Consider the following 19,577-nt stretch of genomic DNA (forward strand, 5'->3'; position numbering starts at 1 on the left):
GGTACCGGTCCGCCGGCCCGCCACCGACCGGACACGCAGCGGCACCTACCGCCTGCGAACGGTTATGGTTAATGATGACCCTCTATTACCGGGACGACACGGTGCAGGTGACCTCCGAGTCGATCCAGGCCGGCGGGCAGCTCGTCCGGATCGCCGACGTGGCGTACGTCTGGCACGCCCGGGGGGCCACCACCATGGCCGTCCGGTCCCGCATTCTCGGCCGCGGCGTGCTGGTGCTGCTGCTCTCGCTGCCCCCGTTGATCGCGCTGGTCTGTGTCGTCTCGCTGGTCTGGTCCGCACAGGACCGGGGCGAGTGGAAGCCGGCCCTGCTCGTCCTGGCCGCCTGCGCCGTCGGGGCACTCGCCCTGCTGCCCTTCCTGGAGCTGCCGCTGGGCTGGCTGGACCGCTCGTACGAGCGCGGCAACCGGGTCAACGAGCTGTGGGTGCAGCACCTCGGTCAGGAGTTGCTGCTGCTGCGCACCCCCGACGCGCTGCGGTTCGGGCAGATCTACCGGGCCGTCCAGCGCGCCGTCGAACAGCAGGGGGAACACCGGTGAGCACCGCTGCCGGTGCCGGTCGGCCAGCCCGCCGCCGGGCACCACTGGCCGGGGCGACGCACACTGGGTGACATGGCCATCCCCCTGCCCCGACCGACCGCCGTCGTCGGCCTCACCCGTTCCGCCCTCGACCAGGCTCTCGGCTCGGCCGCCTCGTTCGCCGCCGTACCGGCCCGCGCCTTCGCCGTGCTCGACGGGGTGGAGGCGCTCCTGGCCCGGATCAACCTGGTGGTGGACCGGATCGAGGAGACCCTGGACCGCACCGACCGGGTGCTCACCGACGCCGAGGAGGCGGTCGCCGAGGTCGCCGTGATCAGCACGGCGGCGACCACGGCAATCGACCGGGCCACCGAGGTCGCCGCCGCGGCCGCCCTGGTGGTGGCGGAGGCCGAGCAGGTGTCGGGGGCTGCGGCCGGGGTGGTCGCCGGGGCCGGGCAGGTGTCCCGGGCCGCCGGGGTGGTGGTCGCCGGGGCCGAGGCGGTCGCCGGGCGGGCCGCCGACACGGTGGCCACCGCCGAGGGTGCCGCGGCCGTCGCGGCCGAGCTGCTGGCCGCGTACGAGCCGGCGCTGCGGCGGGGTGCGCCGATGGCGAACCGGTTCGTGGCCGAGCTGAGCCACGAGGAGGTGGTCGCGGCGATCCGGCTCGTCGACGAGTTGCCGAAGCTGAAGGAGCACCTGACCTCCGACGTACTGCCGATCCTGGCCACCCTGGACCGGGTCGGCCCGGATCTGCACGACCTGCTCGACGTGACCCGCGACCTCAAGCTCGCCGTCGCCGGCATCCCGGGCCTGGGGATGCTGCGCCGCCGGGGTGAACGGCTCGCCGACGACCCGGCAGGCTGAGCATCCGGTCAGCGAGCCACCGGCACCGACCGTCCGTGCAGGAGTTGCAGGTCCCCGACCGGCCGGGCGGGATTTCCCGCTCCCTGACCGGCGGCGCGGGGTTTCCCGCGGCCCGACCGGCCGCTCAGGCGCGGGACCGGGGCCGGGTCAGGGAGTGAAGAGGGCGTCGATCTCGGAGCGGCTCGGCAGGGCCACGGAGGCGCCGAACCGCCGGACGCAGGCCGCACCGGCCGCCGCCGCCCAGCGCACCGCGTCGACCACCTCGCGCCCCTCGCCCCAGGCCACCGCAAGGGCGGCGGTGAACGCGTCCCCGGCGGCGGTCGAGTCGACCACATCCACCGCGACGGCCGGCACGTGCACGGCCGGGCCGTCCCGCTCGACGTACCAGGCTCCGTCGCCGCCGAGGGTGAGCACCGCCCGGGGCACCAGCGCCAGCAACGCCTGCGGGTCGTCCCGCCCGCCGCCGGCGAGCAGCTGCGCCTCGGTCTCGTTGACCACCAACAGGTCCACCGCGGCGAGCAGCTCGGCGGGCACCTGCCGGGCCGGTGCCGCGTTGAGGATCACCCGGGTACCGGCGGCGCGGGCGGCCGACGCCGCCTCGGTCACCGTCTCGACCGGGATCTCCAGCTGCGCGACCAGCACATCCGCCCCGCGTACGGCGTCCAGCTCGGCCCCGGTGAGGCCGGTGAAGGCGGCGTTCGCCCCCGGGGTGACCAGGATGGCGTTCTCACCGACGGCATTGACCATGACCAGGGCCACCCCGGACGCTCCGTAGACCACCCGCAGGTGGGTGGTGTCCACCTGGGCGGCGGTGATCCGCGCCCGCAGGGTGACCCCGAACGCGTCGGAGCCGAGCGCGCCGAGGAAGGTGCAGGCGGCACCGGCCCGGACGGCGGCGATCGCCTGGTTGGCGCCCTTGCCGCCGGGCACCATCGCGAAGTCGCTGCCGAGCACGGTCTCCCCCGGCCTGGGCAGTTCCGTGGCGGCCCCGACCAGATCCATGTTCGCGCTGCCCACCACGACGATCCGGCTCTGCCGCACCACGACCTCCCGCCGACCGCACGTTCCGCGGCGAGTCTAGGGCCTCGACCGCCCGTCCCGGGTGAGTGGCCGGTCGGTGCGACGACCCGAACCGTCCCACGACCCCGGGCCGTCACACGACGCACGCCACCGGACGACACGGGCCGCCGGACGACACGGGCCAGCGCGCCCGGCCGCCCACCGGCGAGGGCCGGCACAGCGCGGGCGGTCAGGCGGCGCGGGCGGTCCAGCGGTCGCCGCGGCGCTCGACCACCAACGGCAGGCCGAAGGTCTTGCTGAGGTTGTCACCGGTCAGCGTCTCGGCGAGCAGCCCCTGGGCGACCACCCCGCCGTCGCGCAGCAACATCGCGTGGGTGAAGCCGGGCGGGATCTCCTCGACGTGGTGGGTGACCAGCACCATGGCCGGCGCGTCCGGGTCGTACGCCAGCTCGGCGAGCCGGCCGACCAGGTCCTCGCGCCCACCCAGGTCGAGCCCGGCGGCCGGTTCGTCGAGCAGCAGCAGCTCCGGATCGGTCATCAGGGCGCGGGCGATCTGCACCCGCTTGCGCTCGCCCTCGGAGAGGGTGCCGTACGTCCGGTCCGCCAGGTGGCCGACACCGAGCTGCCCGAGCAGGGCGCGGGCGCGGGCCTCGTCGGCCGGGTCGTAGTTCTCCCGCCAGCGGCCGACGACCGACCAGGCGGCGGTGACCACCACGTCGCTGACCCGTTCCTCGGCGGGGATCCGCTCGGCCACCGCCGCGGTGGTCAGGCCGATCCGGGTGCGCAGCTCGGTGAGATCGGTGCGGCCGATCCGGTCGCCGAGCACGTGCGCGACGCCGGTGCTCGGGTGCAGCCGGCCGGAGGCGAGGCCGAGCAGGGTGGTCTTGCCGGCGCCGTTGGGACCGAGCACCACCCAGCGCTCGTCCAGCTCGACCTGCCAGTCGATGTCGTGCAGCAGGGCGGTGCCGGATCGCCGGACGGCAACGCCGGCCAGGCTGACCACCAGATCCGCGTCCACGGTCGAGGGAGCGGCTGCGGCGGGGAGCGGGTCACCAGTCACCGCTCCATCCAACCACGCAGTCCCGGGGTGGTCCCCCACGGGCGGCGGTCCGGCCATAGGGTGAAGCGCCGTGTCGTTGGTCACCACACCGGGAGGGCGACCCACGCCTGCACGAGACGAGAGGTGGTGCGGATGAGCGCGGTCATCGAGATCACCGGCCTACGCAAGACGTTCCGCACGCTGCGGCACGGCGGCCGGGTGGCGGTGGACGACTTCGACATGGTCGTCGAGGCGGGTCAGGTGCACGGCTTCCTCGGCCCGAACGGCTCCGGCAAGACCACCACGCTGCGCGCCCTGCTGGGGCTGGTCAACGCCGACGCCGGTGAGCTGCGCGTGCTGGGCGAACCGGCACCGGAGCAGCTGGCCCGGGTCGCCGGCCGGGTCGGTGCGATCGTGGAGAGCCCGCAGTTCTTCGGCAACTTCACCGGCCAGCGGACGTTGCGCCTGCTGGCGGTGGCCGGCGGCGTGCCGACGTCCCGGGTGGACGAGGTGCTGGAGCAGGTCGGCCTCCACGACCGTGGCCAGGACCGGGTGAAGGGCTACTCGCTGGGTATGCGGCAGCGGCTGGCCGTCGCGTCGGCGCTGTTGAAGAATCCGGAGCTGCTGATCCTGGACGAGCCGGCGAACGGGCTGGACCCGGCCGGCATCCGGGAGATGCGGGACCTGATGCGTACGCTCGCCGAGTCCGGGGTGACGGTGCTGGTGTCCAGCCACATCCTGGGCGAGATCCAGCTGATCTGCGACCACGTCACGATCATCTCGCGGGGTCGCCGGGTGGCCGCCGGGCGGGTGGACGACGTACTGGCCGGGCACGACCAGCACGAGTGGCAGGTACGGGTGGGCGACCCCGGGCGGGGGGCGGAGCTGCTGCGGGCGGCCGGGCTGACCGTCACCGCCCATCCCGACGACCTGCTGGTGGTCGGTGGCACCCGGGAGCCGGAGCTGATCAGCAGCACGCTCGGCGGGCAGGAGTTGTGGGTCCGTGAGCTGACCCCGATCCGGCCGGACCTGGAGAGCGTCTTCCTCGAACTGACCGCGGCGCCGGCCCCGCCCCGGCAGGCGGACGGCACCACCCCGGACGGCACCGGCACCGGGGGCGCCGACCCGGGCGGCACCGATCCCGGCGGTGGGCGGCTGATCGAACTGGACCGCAACGACGGTCGGAGGGTGGACGCGTGAACCTGGTCCGTGCCGAGGTGGAGCGGCTGGCCGCCCGCCGCTTCGTCCAGCTGATGGTGCTGCTGCTCGCGGTGGCCTTCACGGTGACCACCGCGACGACCCTGCTCGGGTCGCACCGGCCGACACCGAGGGAGCTGTCCGCCGCGCAGGCGCAGGCCGCCCAGGCGGTTGCCGTGATGGAGGCGGAGCACACCCGCTGCCTGCGGGTCCGGGCGGGCGAGATCCCGATCACCGAGGACGCCGGTTACGTGCCGGCCGACTGTGGTGAGCTGGACCCGGCGCGGATGGAGCGGCTGCCGCTGGCCACCGACTACCTGTCGTCGGTCTTCGTCTTCGCCCAGGAGGCACGGGGGCTGCTCTACTTCCTGATCGCGTTCCTGGTGCTGTTCGGGTTCCTGGTGGGCGCGTCGTACATCGGTGCCGACCTGAACTCCGGCGGGGTGGTCAACCTGCTGCTCTGGCGGCCGGGCCGGCTCACCGTGCTCGGCACCAAGCTGGGCACCCTGGTCGGGGTGGTGGCCGCGCTCTCGGTGCTGGCGTCGGCGCTCTACCTGGGCACCTTCTGGACGATCGGGCAGACGGCCGGTGTGCCGGGTCCGCTGGACGGGGAGTTCTGGCGCGGGCTCGGCGCCATCTACGGGCGGGGGCTGGTGCTGGTGCTGCTGGCGACGGTGCTCGGCTTCGGGATCGCCACGCTGGGCCGGCACACCTCGGCGGCGCTCGGCGCGGTCGCCGCGTACGCGGTGGTGTGGGAGGTGGGCTGCCGGCTGGTGCTCCAGATCCTCGACGTGGCCCGGCCGGACCTGCTGATGCTCTCCAACTACCTGGGCGCGTGGCTGTCCGGCCGGTTGGAGTTCTGGGACGACACGGGTTGCCCGCCGGGGAGCGGTATCTGCGACGGCGGCACCTACGTGATCACCTGGGGGCCGGCGCTGCTGGTGCTGTTGGCGCTGACCGGTACGGTCACCGGGGCCGCGTTCGCCGCGTTCCGCCGCCGCGACCTGGTCTAGGCGTACCGCGACCTGCTCTCATCCCGCGCTCCGCCCAAACGGCCCGGAAATTGCATCGCGGGCAATGCACCGCGACAACAATTGCTCGCCATACGCTTTTCCGGGCTAGGTGGCCGCCGGCCGGGGAAGACCGGAAGGAATCCCATCCTCCACACTTCGCCGCGGTGCTGCGGGAAGGAATCCGGGCACCCGCCCACGGGCTAGACGGAGCGAATCCGTGCATTGACAGTCGGTCACGAAGATTGAATTATTTACCGGCATGGATCAGCTTCGGAAACACCGTCGCCTCCGGGCAGCCCTGGTCACCGTGGCCACTGCGGCAACCATTTCGACCATGGGAATGGCAAGCCCAGCAATGGCCGTGGGAAAAGTACTCGGTAGTGGGGGTCCGGACGCCATTGCCGACAACTACCTCGTCGTATTCGACGAGCACGGCACCGCCGAGGCTCGGGCGAACGTGGCCGCGCTGACCGGACGGCTGGCCGCCAAGTACGACATCGAGGTGGCGCACACCTACCAGCACGCGGTCCGTGGTTTCGCCGGCACCATGACCCGCGCCGCCGCCCGACGGCTGGCGGCCGAGGCCGACGTGTCGTACGTCGAGCAGGACCGGGTCGTCCGGGCGCTCGACACCCAACCGAGTCCGCCGTCCTGGGGTCTGGACCGGATCGACCAGCGCGACCTGCCGCTGAACGCCAGCTACTCGTACCCGTCGACGGCGTCCACGGTGCGGGCGTACGTGATCGACACCGGCATCCGGACCACGCACAGCACCTTCGGCGGCCGGGCCACCTGGGGCACCAACACCGTCGGCGACGGTATCGACGCGGACTGCTCCGGCAACGGCCACGGCACCCACGTCGCGGGCACCATCGGCGGCTCCCAGTACGGCGTGGCCAAGGGGGTCTCCCTGGTCGCGGTCAAGGTGCTGGACTGCAGCGGCAACGGCACCCTGGCCGGGGTCACCGCCGGCGTCGACTGGGTGACCGGTCACCACGCCCCCGGTGTGCCCGCCGTGGCCAACATGAGCCTCGGCGCGCTCGGTGCCGACAGCACCCTCGAATCCGCGGTCCGCACCTCCATCGCCGACGGCATCGTCTACTCCATCGCCTCCGGCAACAACAGCACCGACGCGTGCGGCTTCACCCCGGCGCGGGTCGCCGAGGCGATCACCGTGAACGCCAGCACCACGGCGGACGCCCGCGCGTCGTTCTCCAACTGGGGCACCTGCACCGACATCTTCGCCCCCGGGGAGGGCATCGTCTCGGCGTCCAACGCGAGCGACACCGCCACCGCCTCGCTGAGCGGCACCTCGATGGCCGCCCCGCACGTCGCGGGCGCCGCCGCGCTGGTGCTGGCCGGCAACCCCGGGCTCACCCCGGCCCAGGTGGCCGCCACCCTCTTCGACGCCTCGACCCCCAACAAGATCACCAACCCGGGCACGGGCTCGCCGAACCGCCTGCTGTACACGGGATCGGCCCCGCCCTCCCCCGGCAGCGCCACGCTCACCCGGTACTTCTGGCCCGGCCGGGACCACGTCAGTTCCACCACCCACCCGGGCGGCGGCTACCAGCCCGAGGGCAGCCTCGGCAAGGTCCTCACCACCCAGGTCGCCGGCACCCATCCCCTCTACCAGTGCCAGGTGAACAACGACCGGTTCACCTCCCCGTCCGCCAACTGCGAGGGGCGTTCCTTCCTCGGGGTGATCGGCTACGCCTACGACAACCCGCCGGCCGTGCCCTACCAGGGGCTCTACCGGTGCGTCGCGCGCGGTAGTGGAGAGCATTTCGACTCGCCGGACCCGAACTGTGAGGGACAGGCCGGCGAAGGGCTGCTGGGCTACCTGCTCAGCTGATCGGCCGTCCCGCCGGGCGACGGCGGGGCGCGGTTCCGGGACCGTGCCCCGCCGCTCCCGCCCGCCGGCACACCAGCGTCGGGTCGACGGTCAGCCGATCGTCGACCCGAACACCTCGTCCCGCACCGCGTCCAGCGCGGTGCGCAGCGCCCCCCGCAGGATCGGCTCCTCGGTCACCCCGGTGGGCACCACCCGGGGCCGGACCAGGGTGATCGCGGCCACCTCCTGCTGCACCCGCTCGGCCAGCGCCACGCCACCGGCCTGCCCCACCTCACCGGCGAGTACCACCAGCGGCGGGTCCAGCACCACACAGGTGCTGGCCACCCCGAGGGCGAGCCGGCGGGCCAGCTCGTCGAGCAGCGGGCCACCGGCGGTGCCGGCGGCGATGGCGGCGCGCACCGCCTCGGCCGCGTCGGGTGCGTCGATGCCGTGCTCACGGGCCACCGCCTGGACCGCGTCCGCCCCGGCGAGCTGCTGGAACGCCGGCTTGGCCCGGCGCGAGACGTCCCGGGGGATCGGCACTCCCGGCACCGGCAGGTAGCCGATCTCGCCGGCCGCGCCGCTGCTGCCGTGGTGCAGCCGGCCCCCCAGCATGATCGCCAGACCCACGCCGGCGCCCACCCAGACCAGGACGAAGTCCGCCAGCCCCTGGGCCGCGCCGGACTGCGCCTCGGCGACGGCGGCCAGGTTCACGTCGTTCTCGAAGACGACCGGGGTGTGCAGGTCCTCGCGGAGCGCGGCGAGCAGCCCCCGGTGCCAGCGCGGCAGGTTGAAGGCGAAGGTGATGTCCCCGGTGGCCGGGTCGACCAGGCCGGGGGTGCCGAGCACCACCCGTCGTACGCTGTCGAGCTGCGCGCCGGCCCGGCTGGCCGCCTGTACCACCGCGGTGTGCACCACGCCGACCGGGTCGTCGGTGTCCCGGGTGGACTGCTCGACCTGGCTGACCACCGCACCGGTGATGTCCGCGCAGGCGGCGACCACCCGTTCCGCGCCGACGTCCACCCCGACCACGTACGCGCTGCCCGGCCGGACGGCGTAGAGCTGCGCGTTCGGCCCCCGCCCGCCGGCCTGCTCGCCGACCCGGGCCACCAGCCCCCGCTCCTCCAGCCGCTCGACCAGCTGCGATGCGGTGACCTTGGACAGGCCGGTCAGCTCGCCCAGGCGGGCCCGGGTGAGCGGGCCGCGTTCGAGCAGCAGCTCCAGCGCCGCACGGTCGTTGAGCGCCCGCAACAGTCGGGGGGTGCCGGGCAGCCGGGTCGCACTCATGCCATGTCCTCTGGTTTTCCGTAAACTCTGCTAACCGAAGCGCGCTGATCAGGGCTGTCCGTAGCGTATCGGCCACCTCGTAACGGGGAACTCCGACGACCCGGCCGCCCGCGACGCCACTCGTGCCGTCCGGCGCTGCCGGCCGCCGGGCGGTGGACCGGGGACGACCGGGCGAGGGACCGGAGGCGACCGGGCGAGGGACCGGAGACGACCGGGCGAGGGACCGGAGACGACCGGGCGAGGGACCGGAGGCGACCGGGCCGCCTGCGCCGGTCGGGTCAGATGGGGCAGGCCGGACGGATCGGGCGGGTGGGGCGGAGCGGGTCGGACGACGGGGAAAGAGGAGGTCCAGGTGGGGCGGGATGCCGGACTGCGCCGATTGGTGCTGGGCACGCTGCTGGCCGCGTACCCGGGACCGCTGCCGCCGGACTGGGCGGTCGAGCTGGTCGCCGACGGGCTGGCCGGGCACACCCTGTTCGGCACCAACGTGCACGACCCGGCCCGGCTGGCGGCGAGCACCGCCGCGCTGCGGGCCGTCCGGTCCGACGTGCTGGTCGCCATCGACGAGGAGGGCGGCGACGTCACCCGGCTGGCCCACGCCACCGGCAGCCCGTACCCGGGCAACGCGGCGCTCGGCGCGGTCGACGACACCGCGCTGACCCGGCGGATCCACGCGGCGATCGGTGCCGAGCTGGCCGCCGTCGGTGTCACCGTCGACCTGGCCCCCACGGTCGACGTCAACACCGCCGACGACAACCCGGTGATCGGCACCCGTGCGTTCGGCGCCGACCCGGCCCGGGTGGCGGCCCACGCGGCGGCGGCCGTGAGGGGTCTCCAGTCGGTCGGCGTGGCGGCCTGCGCCAAGCACTTCCCCGGTCACGGTGCCACCGTCGCCGACTCGCACCACGAGCTGCCCACTGTGGACGCCGGTCCGGCGCTGCTGCGGGAGCGCGACCTGCCGCCGTTCGCGGCAGCCGTCGACGCGGGCGTGCAGGCGATCATGACGGCGCACATCCGGGTACCGGCGCTGACCGGGGACGGGCCGGCCACCTTCAGCCGGGCCGTCCTGGTCGACCTGCTGCGCGGTGAGTACGGCTTCACCGGTGTCGTGGTCACCGACGCGTTGGAGATGAAGGGGGCGGCCGTCGCCGCCGGCGGGGTCGGGTCGGCCGCCGTCCGCGCCCTGGCCGCCGGTGCGGACCTGCTCTGCCTGGGCGCGAAGGTCGACGCCGCGCTGGTCGAGCGGGTGGTGGCCGAGATCGTCGGGGCGATCGGGGACGGCCGGCTGGATCGGCGACGGGTGGAGCAGGCCGCCGCCCGGACGGCCGCGCTCGCCGCCTGGACCCGCCGCGCCGTCCCACCCGGCCCCGCCCGCCCCGGCCCCGTGCCCACCGGCATCGTCCCGACGGGCAGCGGACTCACCGGCAGCGGGCCGACGGGCAGCGGACTCACCGGCAGCGTCCCGACCGGCATCGGGTACGAGGCCGCGCGCCGGGCCGTCCGGGTGGAGGGCGACCTGACCGGGTTCGACCAGCCCCTGGTCGTGCAGGTGCACGCCGACGGCACCATCGCCGAGGGGCGGGTGCCCTGGGGGCTGGGTCCGCACCTGCGTGCCGTCGAGCAGATCCGGGTGGTCAGCGCCGAGACCGATCCGGCGGCGGTACGCCGACTCGCCGCTGACCGGCCGATCGTGCTGGTCGGGCGGAACCTCCACCGGCTGCCTGGCGGCCCGGCCCTGGTCGCGGCGCTGGCCGGGACGCACCCCGTGACGGTGGTGGAGATGGGCTGGCCGGGGCGGTGGCGGCCGGCCGGGGTGCGGGCGTTCGTCACCACCTACGGCGCGAGCCACGCCAACGGTCGCGCGGCAGCCGAGGCGCTCGGCCTGACCGGCTGAGCGGACGGCCGGCGGCGGGCTGCGGCCGGCTGGGGCGGCGGCCGGCGGGTCGGCCACGTCGTGCCGGCTACGGGCGGGTGTCAGCGACGCCAGGGGGCCGGGTCGCCGTGGTCGCCGGGGAGGCCGAGCAGCGGACCGACCGCCGTGATCCGCAGCACCCGTGCCACCACCGGTTGCGGCTCGGTCAGCCGCAGGGTGGCGCCCCGACCGACCGCCTCGGCCGCTCCGCGCAGCAGCGCGGCCACCGCGGTGGAGTCGAGGAAGGTGACGGCGGCGAGGTCGACGACGATCTCCAGCAGGCCGGGCCGGTCGAGGGCCTCGTCGAGAGCGCGCTCCAGCCCGGGGACGGTGGCGATGTCGAGGTCACCCACCGGGTTCAGCACCACCCGGCCGTGCCCCCCGCTCGGCGTCGGTAGCTGCATGCCCGTCCACTCCTGGTCAGCCGGCCACCCGGCCCGCCCGCGCCGACCCTCGCCGCGACGCCCGACCATACCGCTGACCCCTGACAGCTTCCGCGACCAGCACCACCCGTACCCCCGAACACTCGCACCGCGCACCCTGAGTTACCGGCGCACAGGGCGGCATTTTCCTCCCACCGCAGGTCAAGTCCACTTTCGGACAGCGGCAACCCGCCGCATAACCCTTGCATCGCAGCCATACGAGCACGTAGCGTGACCGCCGTTGAGGGCGACCGGCACCCGCGCCGGTCTCGGTGGGGCCTGGGACAGGCCGCGGACCGTGGATCCGGCCCGGGATCCACGGTCCGCGCCCGCACCCCGCTCGTCCGCCGCCCCGGTCAGGGCGGATAGACGCCGTACGAGGACCAGCCCCGGTCCGGGAAACCGGCCGCCTCGGCGACCCGGGCGGAGCCGATGTTCGCGGGATCGTGCCGGTAGGTCGGGACCGCCCCCTCGTCGAGCACCCGGCGGGCGGCCTGGGCGACGAGCCGACGGGCCAGTCCCCGGCCACGCCCCGCGGGCGCGGTGCCGACCGCAAGCTCCTGCCCGTGCGCGTCGTGCCGCTTGATCCCGACGCCGGCCAGGTAACCGCCGTCGGCGTCACGGACCACGAGCACGTCGTTGTCGAACAGGCGCAGCCAGCGCGGCAGGGCCGGATCGGTGGGAGCGGTCCAGGTCCCGACGTCGGGCAGGGCCGCCGGCGCGAGGCACCACCGGAACACGTCGTCGTTGACCACCCAGCCCGGTTGCCCGACCGTCGCCGGCAGGGCCTCGTACAGCGCGGATCCTGGTCGTCCGGCCAGCACCCGGATGGCCTCGACCCGGTGCGGCGGCACGGAGAGCACGGTGCTGTCACCGGCCCGCACCGCGACGGCCGGGCGCGGGCGGCCGTCCCAGGCCGGGCGGGTCCGCCGCCGCGAGCCGACCACGTGCAGGCCGGGCCCGGCCGGCCACCGCCCGAGCCAGGTCGCCAGGTGCAGGTGCAACCGCCGGTCCAGCACCGCCCGCCCCTCCCCGGTGACGACACTTCCATGATCCACGGTACGCCGGTCCGTCCCGTCGCGCGTCGGATTACCGACGCCGCCGCACGGGTAGGGACAAGCGGGATCGTGACCCTAGCCTGCCCGGAACCCGGCCCATCGACCGTGCGTCATATCTATTTCCATACATGTACACCTTTCTTTGGGACGGTAATGGTCATGCCAAGACAAACGAATGACCGGTACCAGCAGGACAGCCCGCCGATCTGGGGTACGGCGGAGACCACGGGCCGGTTCCCCGCCCAACCGCGCTACCGGGAGGCCCGGTGCCGGCACGGTGCCGACCCCCTGCTCTCCTGGGCCGAGCTGGACAGCCTGCCCGCCGGCTGCTCGTCCCGGCGCGGCCTCACCGCCCACTGAGCCGCCGGATCCGCCCTGCCGGGTCCACATCCGGCCCCTTCCACAGATCCGTCACGGACAGGCCGGCACCGCCACCGCCCACGGGTGACAGCGCGGGGCCGCCGCAGCGCGATCCACCACCTGCCGACAGTCGTGCCGGGGTGTCCGGCCGGGGCGTTCGCACACCTGTCGGGTAGCGTCTTGTGGTCGATTCCGGCCAGCGACAGGAGAAGCGCAGCGCATGGGCAAGAAGACGATCCACGTCTCCGACTTCAGTGGCACGGTGCTGCGTCCCGACGACGAGGTGGTCCGGGTCGTCGTGCTGGAGCATCCCGACCTGGTGGCCGGGCCCGTGCAGCTGGACGCCACGGTGACCGAGGTGGAGAGCCTCGACGATGCAGCACTCGACGTGGCGGTGGTCGAGATCCACGACGGGCACGCCGGTGGGGAGCCCCGCCGGGTGGTGCTGACCGCCAGTGAGTTCGACGCCATGGCGACCGACACGCCGATGGCGCAGTTGTTGAAGACGGCCGAGCGGGTCCGCCCGCCGAAGGCCCGCAAGAGCGCCGAGAAGATCGACTACGGCACCCTCGACCATGCCGGCAGGCCGCACCGGGGGCGGGTCACCGAGGAGGAGGCCCGCCTGGTGCGCGAGCAGCTCGACGAGGTGAACAAGCGCCTCGCCGATGCCGGGCTGCGCCAGATCGACCCCGCCGACCCGGAGCACGCGCTGCGCTACGGATTCCCCGCGGTCGACTGAGTGACCCCGGCCGTGGCCGGACGCGCCCCCGTTGTCGCGTCCGGCCACGGCCACCGGGACGGTAGGCCGCCGGCCGTCACTGCCCGCCGGCGACCCCGGCGAGGGCGGCGGCCACCTGGGTCTCGGCCCGTTCCTTGGTCATCCCCAGCCCGGACAGCACGCCCGTGCCGTCCTCCAACTCCAGCAGGGCCAGCAGGATGTGCTCGGTGCCGACGTAGTTGTGCCCGAGGCGGAGCGCCTCCCGGAAGGTGAGTTCGAGGACCTTCTTGCCCTGCGCCTCGTACGGGATCAGGGCGGGTACGTCGTCGGCCCGCGCGGGCAGCGGCGCGGTGGCGGCCTCGCGGACGGCCTCCGGGCTCAGCCCCTCGGCGACCAGAGCCCTGACGGCGAGGCCGTCCGGCTCGGCCAGCAGGCCGAGCACCAGGTGTTCCGGTCGGATCTCCAGGTTGCCGGCGGTGCGGGCCTCCTCCTGCGACGCGATCACCACGTTGCGGGCCCGGGGGGTGAAGCGGCTGAAACCGGCGTTGGGGTCCAGGGCCGCCGCCGCGTCGGCCTTCGTGGCGGAGCGCTTCTGGGCGGCCTGCTTGCTCACCCCCATGCTGTTGCCGATCTCCGTCCAGGAGGCGCCGGAACGGCGGGCCTGGTCGACGAAGTGGCCGATCAGGTGGTCGGCGAGGTCGCCGAGGTGGTCGGCGACCAGCACCGCGTCGCTGAGCTGGTCGAGCGCGTCGGGGCGGGCCTTCTTGATCGCCTGGATCAGCTCGTCGAGGCTTACCGGGTTCGGGAGTTTCGCGGATTCCGTCATGCGTCAACCATAGGTTGACGAAAGCTCACCGTCAACCAGAGGTTGACGAAACGCGGTGGTGAGTAAATCCCGACACTCGCCGTGATTCCGCGATCTCGTACCGCAACATCGATGGGGCCAGTTATCGAAATCGGTCACTGTGACCTGAGGAGGTCCCGTCCCCCCATGCTCAGAACGATGAAACGCCTCGCCGCCCTCACCACCGCCGCACTGCTCGTCACCACCGCCCTCGCCGCCACCGCCGCGTCGGCCGCCCCCGAGGCCGGCGGGCAGACCGCCGACCGGGCCGCCAAGACCACCCTGGTCGCCTCGTGGTACTCGGGCACCCTCGCCGCGGGCGCCACCCAGAACTGGCAGTGGAACAACAACCCGGCCGGAGCGGTCTACCAGGTGGGGCTCTCCCCGACCGGGGCGAGCACCAGCCAGCCGTGCCAGTTCCAGGTGACCCGGAGCTGGTACACCCAGCTCTACAGCGGCGAGCGCCGGTTCAACTGGACCATTCGCAACACCGGCGCCATCGCCTGCGGCACCCAGGTCATGCTCAGCTCACTGACCTCCGGGGCCACCTGGGCGCTCGGCGGCATCGCCCCGGGCGGCACGGTCACCTCGGTGTGGAACAACAACCCGGCCAACGTGGCGTTCCTGCCCGGCATCGCACCCAGCGGTGCCACCAGCACCACCGGCTGCCAGCTCGAGGTGACCAGCTCCTGGTACTCCCGGCAGACCAACGGTGAGCGGCGGTTCTACTTCACCGTCAAGAACGTCGGCACCATCACCTGCGCCGGCAGCGCCCTGCTGGGCAGCACCTCGACCTCGACCACCTGGTCCGCCGGGACGCTCGCGCCGTCGGCCAGCAGCGGATCGGTGTGGTACAACGCCAACCCGACGACGCTGGTCTACCTGCCCGGCCTCAACCCGGCGGTCGCCGCCAGCACCTGCCAGTTCGGCACCACCAGCAGCTACTACCAGCAGGTGGTGAACTCCGACGGCACCGTGCAGCGCCAGTACCTGGCCTACTACACCAACGTCGGCGGGGTCACCTGCTCCGCCACCTTCCTGCTCGGTTCCATCACCTGATCCGCCGCCGCGGCGGCCCGTCCCGATCGCGGGGCGGGCCGCCGCACCCGTACCCCGCCGTCGTGCCGACCGCCCGACGCCGACCGGCGCGGCTCCGATACCGTGCGGCGACGGATCGGGTCGGTGCTGCGGGAGGATCGGGATCATGCGGCTACACGTCGGCTGCGCGATGTGGACCCACCGGTCGTGGCAGGGCCGGCTGATCGCCCACCCACTGCCGGCCCACGAACGGCTGCGGCACTACGCCGGCTGGTGCGACGCGGTCGAGGGGAACACCACGTTCTACGCGACCCCGGCCCGGGAGACCGTGGCCACCTGGGCCCGGCAGACCGGGCCGGACTTCCGCTTCGTCCTCAAACTTCCGAAGGTCGTCACCCACGAGCGGCGGCTCGTCGACGCCGAGGGACCGCTGCGGGTCTTCCTCGACGCGATCGAGCCGCTCGGCACCCGTGTGCACGCCCTGTGGCTCCAGTTGCCGGGGTCGTTCACCCCGTCGGACGTCCCCGTGCTCGCCGACTTCCTGCGCCGGCTGCCCGAGGCCCACCGGTACGCCGTGGAGGTCCGGCATCCCGCCTTCTTCACCGACCCCCGCGCCACCCGGCTGCTGGAGGAGGCGTTGGCCCCCTCGGGCACCGAGTGGATCCCGTTCGACACCACCGCGTTCTTCCGCAGGCCGCCGACCAGCGAGGCGGAACGGGAGGCGTGGGGCAAGAAACCCCGGATGCCGTTGCGGTCGGTCGCGCTGACCGACCGGCCCGTCGTCCGGTACCTCGGCCGGGACGCCGAGACGGAGACCGTCGAGGGCTGGCGGCACTGGGTGGAGACCACCGCCGACTGGCTGCGGGAGGGCCGCTCGCCGACCGTGTTCGTGCACACCCCGGACAACGCCGACGCGCCGCTGCTCGCCCGCCGCTTCCACGACGAGGTACGGGTCCGGCTACCGCACCTGGCCGCTCTGCCCGAGCCGATCCCGGTCGGTCCGCTCACCCTGTTCTGACCCTCGACCGACACCGAAGGCCGAAAGTTTCGAGCGCCGCCCCGGGATTCCCTGTCGGGAGAGTGGCCCACCGCCGCCTCCACCTCGCCCATCCAGCCATGTCGGGGAATGTCGACAGGCAGCCTGGTCAGCCGTCGAAGCTGGACCAGTGTATTGACGTTACCCGATGTTCGACTTACAGTACCGAAATAGTCACCGAAAGTTTACCGAAAATGTGATCGGCTCCGGCCGTCCCGCCGGGGGCTTTCCCCCGAGCTGACGCAGGCGACGTCGGACCCGACCGCCGACGAGCCAGGAGGAATCCGAGAGATGTCGCAGGTCGCAACCGGCCCGGCCGGCACGGGCCAATCCGCTCCGGCGACCGTCGGGGACCACCCGGCGCCGGTGACCGCCGGCGGCGGTCCCGCCCCGGCGACCGTCGCCGGCCCGCCGGTCCCCGGTGGGAGCGCCCCGACGGTCCCGCCGCCGTTCGCACCGGCGCTGGCGGAGCTGCCCGGCGTCGGGCTGGCCGAGCTGATCGAGCGGGCCGCGCTGCAGAGCCGGGTGGACCGCAAGTACCTCGTCGCGCTGGACGAGCTGCCGGGCCTGCTCGACCGGCTCATCCCACACGCCCTGGTGCTGGACATCGACGGCGCACGGTCCTTCCGCTACGAGTCGGTGTACTTCGACACCCCGGGCCTGGCCAGCTACCACGGTGCGGCGTACCGGCGGCGGCGGCGCTTCAAGGTGCGGACCCGGACCTACCTCGACTCGGCCGAGTGCTGGCTGGAGGTCAAGCTCAGCGGCTCCCGCGGGCTGGTCACCAAGCACCGGCTGCCGTACCGGCCGGAGGACCGCCGCACCGTCCGGTCGGGGCGGGAGTTCGTCGACCGGGCGCTCGGCCACGGCTCGGTCCGATCCGCCCCCGTCGGCGGTCACCTCGAACCGGTGCTGGTCACCCGCTACCGCCGTACGACGCTGCTGCTGCCGACGACCGAGAGCCGGGTCACCATCGACACCGACCTGTGCTGGCAGGACGACCACCACACCCTGCACCTGCCCGCTGTCGCCGTGGTCGAGACCAAGACCCGATCGGCGGCGTCCCCGGTCGACCGGCTGCTGTGGCAGGGCGGCACCAGACCCGCCCGCATCTCGAAGTACGCCACCGGCCTCGCCGCCCTGCGACCGGAGCTGCCGGACACACCATGGCGACGGACCCTGCGCCGGCACTTCCGGCCGGCCCCGCCACCGGTCCCGGCGGGGCCGCCCACCCGCGTCATCCGAACCGGACAGGAGACATCGTGCGTCTGACCGTTCGCACCCCCTCCCGGCGTAGCGCCGGAATCGTGGCAGTGCTCGTCACCGGGCTCCTCGTGCCGTACGCGGCACAGGCGGACGCCGGACCGTCCCCCCGGCCCCCCACCCGCGCCGGCGTCACCACGGGACTGGACACCTCCGCCGCCGACGCCGTGGCCGCCGCCGGGGCAGCGGACGACCTCGTCGGCGACATCGTCTTCTCGCGGCCGAGCGGCACCTTCCAGGGGGAGGTGACGGTGTCGCTGAGCACCACGGTCAGCGGCGCGCAGCTGCGCTACACCACCGACGGCCGACCGCCCACCGCGCAGTCACCGCTGTACGCGGGCACACCGTTACGGTTCACCCGGACCACCCAGCTGCGGGTCCAGGCCTTCGTCGGCCAGACCGCCTCCGGTGCGCCCGGCACCGCCATGTACGTCGCCCAGAACGTCGCCACCGCCCACGACCTGCCGGTGGTCCTGCTCGACTCGTACGGGGCGGGCAAGCCCGGCCGCGAGTACCTCGACGCCACCGCCATGGTCTTCGAGCCCGGCGGCGGCACCACCTCGCTGGCGGCGACCCCGACCGTCGCCACCCGCGCCGGGTTCCACCTGCGCGGCCAGTCGTCGGCGTCGTTCGAGAAGACGCCGTACCGCGTCGAACTGCGGGGCAACGACAACGACGACGCCGACTATCCGATGCTGGGCATGCCGGCCGACTCCGACTGGGTGCTGCGCGGGCCGTTCAGCGACAAGGCGTTGATCCGGGAGGCGCTGGTCTACGATCTCGGGCGCGAGATGGGCATGCCCGCACCGAGATACCGGTTCGTCGAGTTCTACCTCAACACCGACGCCGCCCCGGTGGCCGCCGGTGACTACATGGGCGTCTACATGCTGGTGGAGACGATCAAGAACGCCAAGAACCGGCTGAACCTCAAGCAGCTCGACGAGGACGACCTGACCCTGCCCAAGATCCAGGGCGGGTACATCTGGAGCTTCGAGTGGCTGGCCGCCGAGGAGCCGACGCTGACCTGCACCGGGCCGGCGGCGACCTGCTGGAACTACCTGGAGGTGCGGGATCCGTCCCCCTTGCAGGCACCCCAGCGGGACTGGCTGCGGGGCCACGTCCAGGAGTTCCACGACGTGCTGCGGGCGGCGAACTCCGCCGACCCGGTCACCGGCTACCGGAAGTACATCGACGTCGACTCGTTCGTGGACCAGATGGTCCTCAACGAACTCAGCCGGGAGATGGACTCCTACATCCGCAGCGCGTACTTCTACAAGGACCGCGACACCAAGATCTTCGCCGGCCCGCTGTGGGACTACGACCTCAGCTTCGGCGTCGGCGGCTACTTCGGCAACGACCAGATCGCCGGCTGGCAGTACCAGCAGACCCGGCAACCGGTCGCCAACGACTGGTTCCCACAGCTGGTACGCGATCCGGCCTTCGTCAACCAGCTCCGGTCCCGCTGGCAGAGCCTGCGCCGGGGCCTGCTCGCCGACAGTGCCCTCCAGGCGCGGATCGACGCCCTGGCGGCACCGCTGGCCAACGGCGCCCAGCGCAACTTCCAACGGTGGCCCAACCTGACGGCACCGATGGTCGGCCCCTTCTACACCCCGACCGCGCCGACCTGGCAGGGCCAGGTCCAGGCCATGCGGGACTGGATGCTGCGCCGCGCAGCCTGGCTGGACTCCACCGCCGGCTGGGGCGGCCCGGTCACCACCCCGCCCCCGTCACCGACGACCGCGCCACCGACCCCGACCACGCCACCGCCCACCACCACGCCACCGCCCACCACGACCCCGCCGCCGGCCACCCCCCGCTGCACCGCGACGTACACGGTCACCAGCCGCTGGACCGGCGGATTCCAGGGCGAGGTACGGGTCACCGCCGGCCCGGCCGCGCTCAGCAACTGGTCCGTGACCTGGACGTACGCCAACGGCGAGCGGGTCACCCAGGCCTGGAACGCCACGGTCACCAGCCAGGGCGCGACGGTCACCGCCCGCAACGTCTCCTACAACGGGGCCCTCGCCCCCGGCACCAGCACCACGTTCGGGTTCCTCGGCTCGTCCACCGGCAACCCCGGCACCCCCACGCCGAGCTGCACGACGAGCTGACCACCCACCGTCACCGCCCCGGCCC

At 73.6% G+C, this 19,577-nt stretch carries 18 protein-coding genes; 12 read left to right on the forward strand and 6 right to left on the reverse strand.

What is annotated here, in order from left to right; genetic code table 11:
* Positions 1–74 precede the first annotated feature (74 nt).
* Both GA0070623_RS11995 and GA0070623_RS12000 read left to right on the forward strand, forming a co-directional pair.
* On the forward strand, positions 75–557 hold the full coding sequence (locus GA0070623_RS11995; protein WP_089004015.1) for a DUF6232 family protein: 483 nt from the start codon (positions 75–77) through the stop codon (positions 555–557).
* A 72-nt stretch (positions 558–629) separates the two neighbouring features.
* Complete coding sequence (locus GA0070623_RS12000; RefSeq protein ID WP_067305931.1) at positions 630–1,400, forward strand: hypothetical protein; 771 nt, start codon at positions 630–632, stop codon at positions 1,398–1,400.
* A 147-nt stretch (positions 1,401–1,547) separates the two neighbouring features.
* Here GA0070623_RS12000 and GA0070623_RS12005 read toward each other — a convergent pair whose 3' ends face one another.
* Together GA0070623_RS12005 and GA0070623_RS12010 are read right to left on the reverse strand one after the other, a co-directional pair.
* Positions 1,548–2,441, reverse strand: coding sequence for a ribokinase (locus tag GA0070623_RS12005; protein WP_067305934.1), 894 nt, complete (start codon positions 2,439–2,441; stop codon positions 1,548–1,550).
* Between the two features lie 208 nt (positions 2,442–2,649).
* Complete coding sequence (locus GA0070623_RS12010; RefSeq protein ID WP_067305878.1) at positions 2,650–3,537, reverse strand: ABC transporter ATP-binding protein; 888 nt, start codon at positions 3,535–3,537, stop codon at positions 2,650–2,652.
* 75 nt (positions 3,538–3,612) lie between these two features.
* Between GA0070623_RS12010 and GA0070623_RS12015 the strand changes: the two genes are divergently transcribed.
* The 3 genes from GA0070623_RS12015 to GA0070623_RS12025 all read left to right on the forward strand — a co-directional run bounded on the left by GA0070623_RS12015 (position 3,613) and on the right by GA0070623_RS12025 (position 7,524).
* Entirely contained in the window at positions 3,613–4,659 is a 1,047-nt protein-coding gene (locus GA0070623_RS12015; protein WP_067305937.1) for an ABC transporter ATP-binding protein, read from the forward strand.
* Positions 4,656–5,669 carry a hypothetical protein gene (locus GA0070623_RS12020; protein ID WP_067305881.1) on the forward strand — a complete coding sequence of 338 codons (1,014 nt, stop codon included), beginning with the start codon at positions 4,656–4,658 and terminating at the stop codon, positions 5,667–5,669. Before GA0070623_RS12015 ends, GA0070623_RS12020 begins: the two co-directional genes overlap by 4 nt.
* 355 nt (positions 5,670–6,024) lie before the next feature.
* Positions 6,025–7,524, forward strand: a complete 1,500-nt coding sequence (locus GA0070623_RS12025) for a S8 family peptidase (RefSeq protein WP_231932757.1) — start codon at positions 6,025–6,027, stop codon at positions 7,522–7,524.
* A 90-nt stretch (positions 7,525–7,614) separates the two neighbouring features.
* Here the strand turns inward: GA0070623_RS12025 and GA0070623_RS12030 are convergent, their stop codons facing one another.
* Complete coding sequence (locus tag GA0070623_RS12030; protein ID WP_067305887.1) at positions 7,615–8,790, reverse strand: ROK family transcriptional regulator; 1,176 nt, start codon at positions 8,788–8,790, stop codon at positions 7,615–7,617.
* A 352-nt stretch (positions 8,791–9,142) separates the two neighbouring features.
* On the opposite strand from GA0070623_RS12030, the gene GA0070623_RS12035 reads away from it, so the two are divergent.
* Positions 9,143–10,684, forward strand: coding sequence for a glycoside hydrolase family 3 N-terminal domain-containing protein (locus tag GA0070623_RS12035; RefSeq protein ID WP_067305890.1), 1,542 nt, complete (start codon positions 9,143–9,145; stop codon positions 10,682–10,684).
* Positions 10,685–10,764: 80 nt separating this feature from the next.
* Here the strand turns inward: GA0070623_RS12035 and GA0070623_RS12040 are convergent, their stop codons facing one another.
* Positions 10,765–11,106: an STAS domain-containing protein gene (locus GA0070623_RS12040; protein WP_157746966.1), complete on the reverse strand. Its 342-nt coding sequence runs from the start codon at positions 11,104–11,106 to the stop codon at positions 10,765–10,767.
* A 374-nt stretch (positions 11,107–11,480) separates the two neighbouring features.
* Positions 11,481–12,182: a GNAT family N-acetyltransferase gene (locus GA0070623_RS12045; RefSeq protein WP_067305897.1), complete on the reverse strand. Its 702-nt coding sequence runs from the start codon at positions 12,180–12,182 to the stop codon at positions 11,481–11,483.
* A 159-nt stretch (positions 12,183–12,341) separates the two neighbouring features.
* Between GA0070623_RS12045 and GA0070623_RS12050 the strand changes: the two genes are divergently transcribed.
* Positions 12,342–12,542: a hypothetical protein gene (locus tag GA0070623_RS12050; RefSeq protein ID WP_067305940.1), complete on the forward strand. Its 201-nt coding sequence runs from the start codon at positions 12,342–12,344 to the stop codon at positions 12,540–12,542.
* Positions 12,543–12,762: 220 nt separating this feature from the next.
* Positions 12,763–13,281 carry a hypothetical protein gene (locus tag GA0070623_RS12055; protein ID WP_067305900.1) on the forward strand — a complete coding sequence of 173 codons (519 nt, stop codon included), beginning with the start codon at positions 12,763–12,765 and terminating at the stop codon, positions 13,279–13,281.
* Positions 13,282–13,357: 76 nt separating this feature from the next.
* Here GA0070623_RS12055 and GA0070623_RS12060 read toward each other — a convergent pair whose 3' ends face one another.
* Positions 13,358–14,086 carry a Clp protease N-terminal domain-containing protein gene (locus GA0070623_RS12060; protein ID WP_067305904.1) on the reverse strand — a complete coding sequence of 243 codons (729 nt, stop codon included), beginning with the start codon at positions 14,084–14,086 and terminating at the stop codon, positions 13,358–13,360.
* Between the two features lie 165 nt (positions 14,087–14,251).
* On the opposite strand from GA0070623_RS12060, the gene GA0070623_RS12065 reads away from it, so the two are divergent.
* The 4 genes from GA0070623_RS12065 to GA0070623_RS12080 all read left to right on the forward strand — a co-directional run bounded on the left by GA0070623_RS12065 (position 14,252) and on the right by GA0070623_RS12080 (position 19,552).
* A complete protein-coding gene (locus GA0070623_RS12065) occupies positions 14,252–15,163 on the forward strand; it encodes a hypothetical protein (protein WP_067305907.1) in 912 nt (303 codons plus the stop codon).
* 169 nt (positions 15,164–15,332) lie between these two features.
* Positions 15,333–16,160 (forward strand): DUF72 domain-containing protein, encoded by an 828-nt coding sequence (locus tag GA0070623_RS12070; protein ID WP_197700110.1) that lies wholly within the window; start codon positions 15,333–15,335, stop codon positions 16,158–16,160.
* Positions 16,161–16,469: 309 nt separating this feature from the next.
* On the forward strand, positions 16,470–17,450 hold the full coding sequence (locus tag GA0070623_RS12075) for a polyphosphate polymerase domain-containing protein (RefSeq protein ID WP_084261203.1): 981 nt from the start codon (positions 16,470–16,472) through the stop codon (positions 17,448–17,450).
* On the forward strand, positions 17,441–19,552 hold the full coding sequence (locus GA0070623_RS12080; protein WP_067305914.1) for a CotH kinase family protein: 2,112 nt from the start codon (positions 17,441–17,443) through the stop codon (positions 19,550–19,552). Before GA0070623_RS12075 ends, GA0070623_RS12080 begins: the two co-directional genes overlap by 10 nt.
* Positions 19,553–19,577: the final 25 nt, after the last annotated feature.

The sequence above is a fragment of the Micromonospora rifamycinica genome (assembly GCF_900090265.1).
Lineage (GTDB): Bacteria > Actinomycetota > Actinomycetes > Mycobacteriales > Micromonosporaceae > Micromonospora > Micromonospora rifamycinica.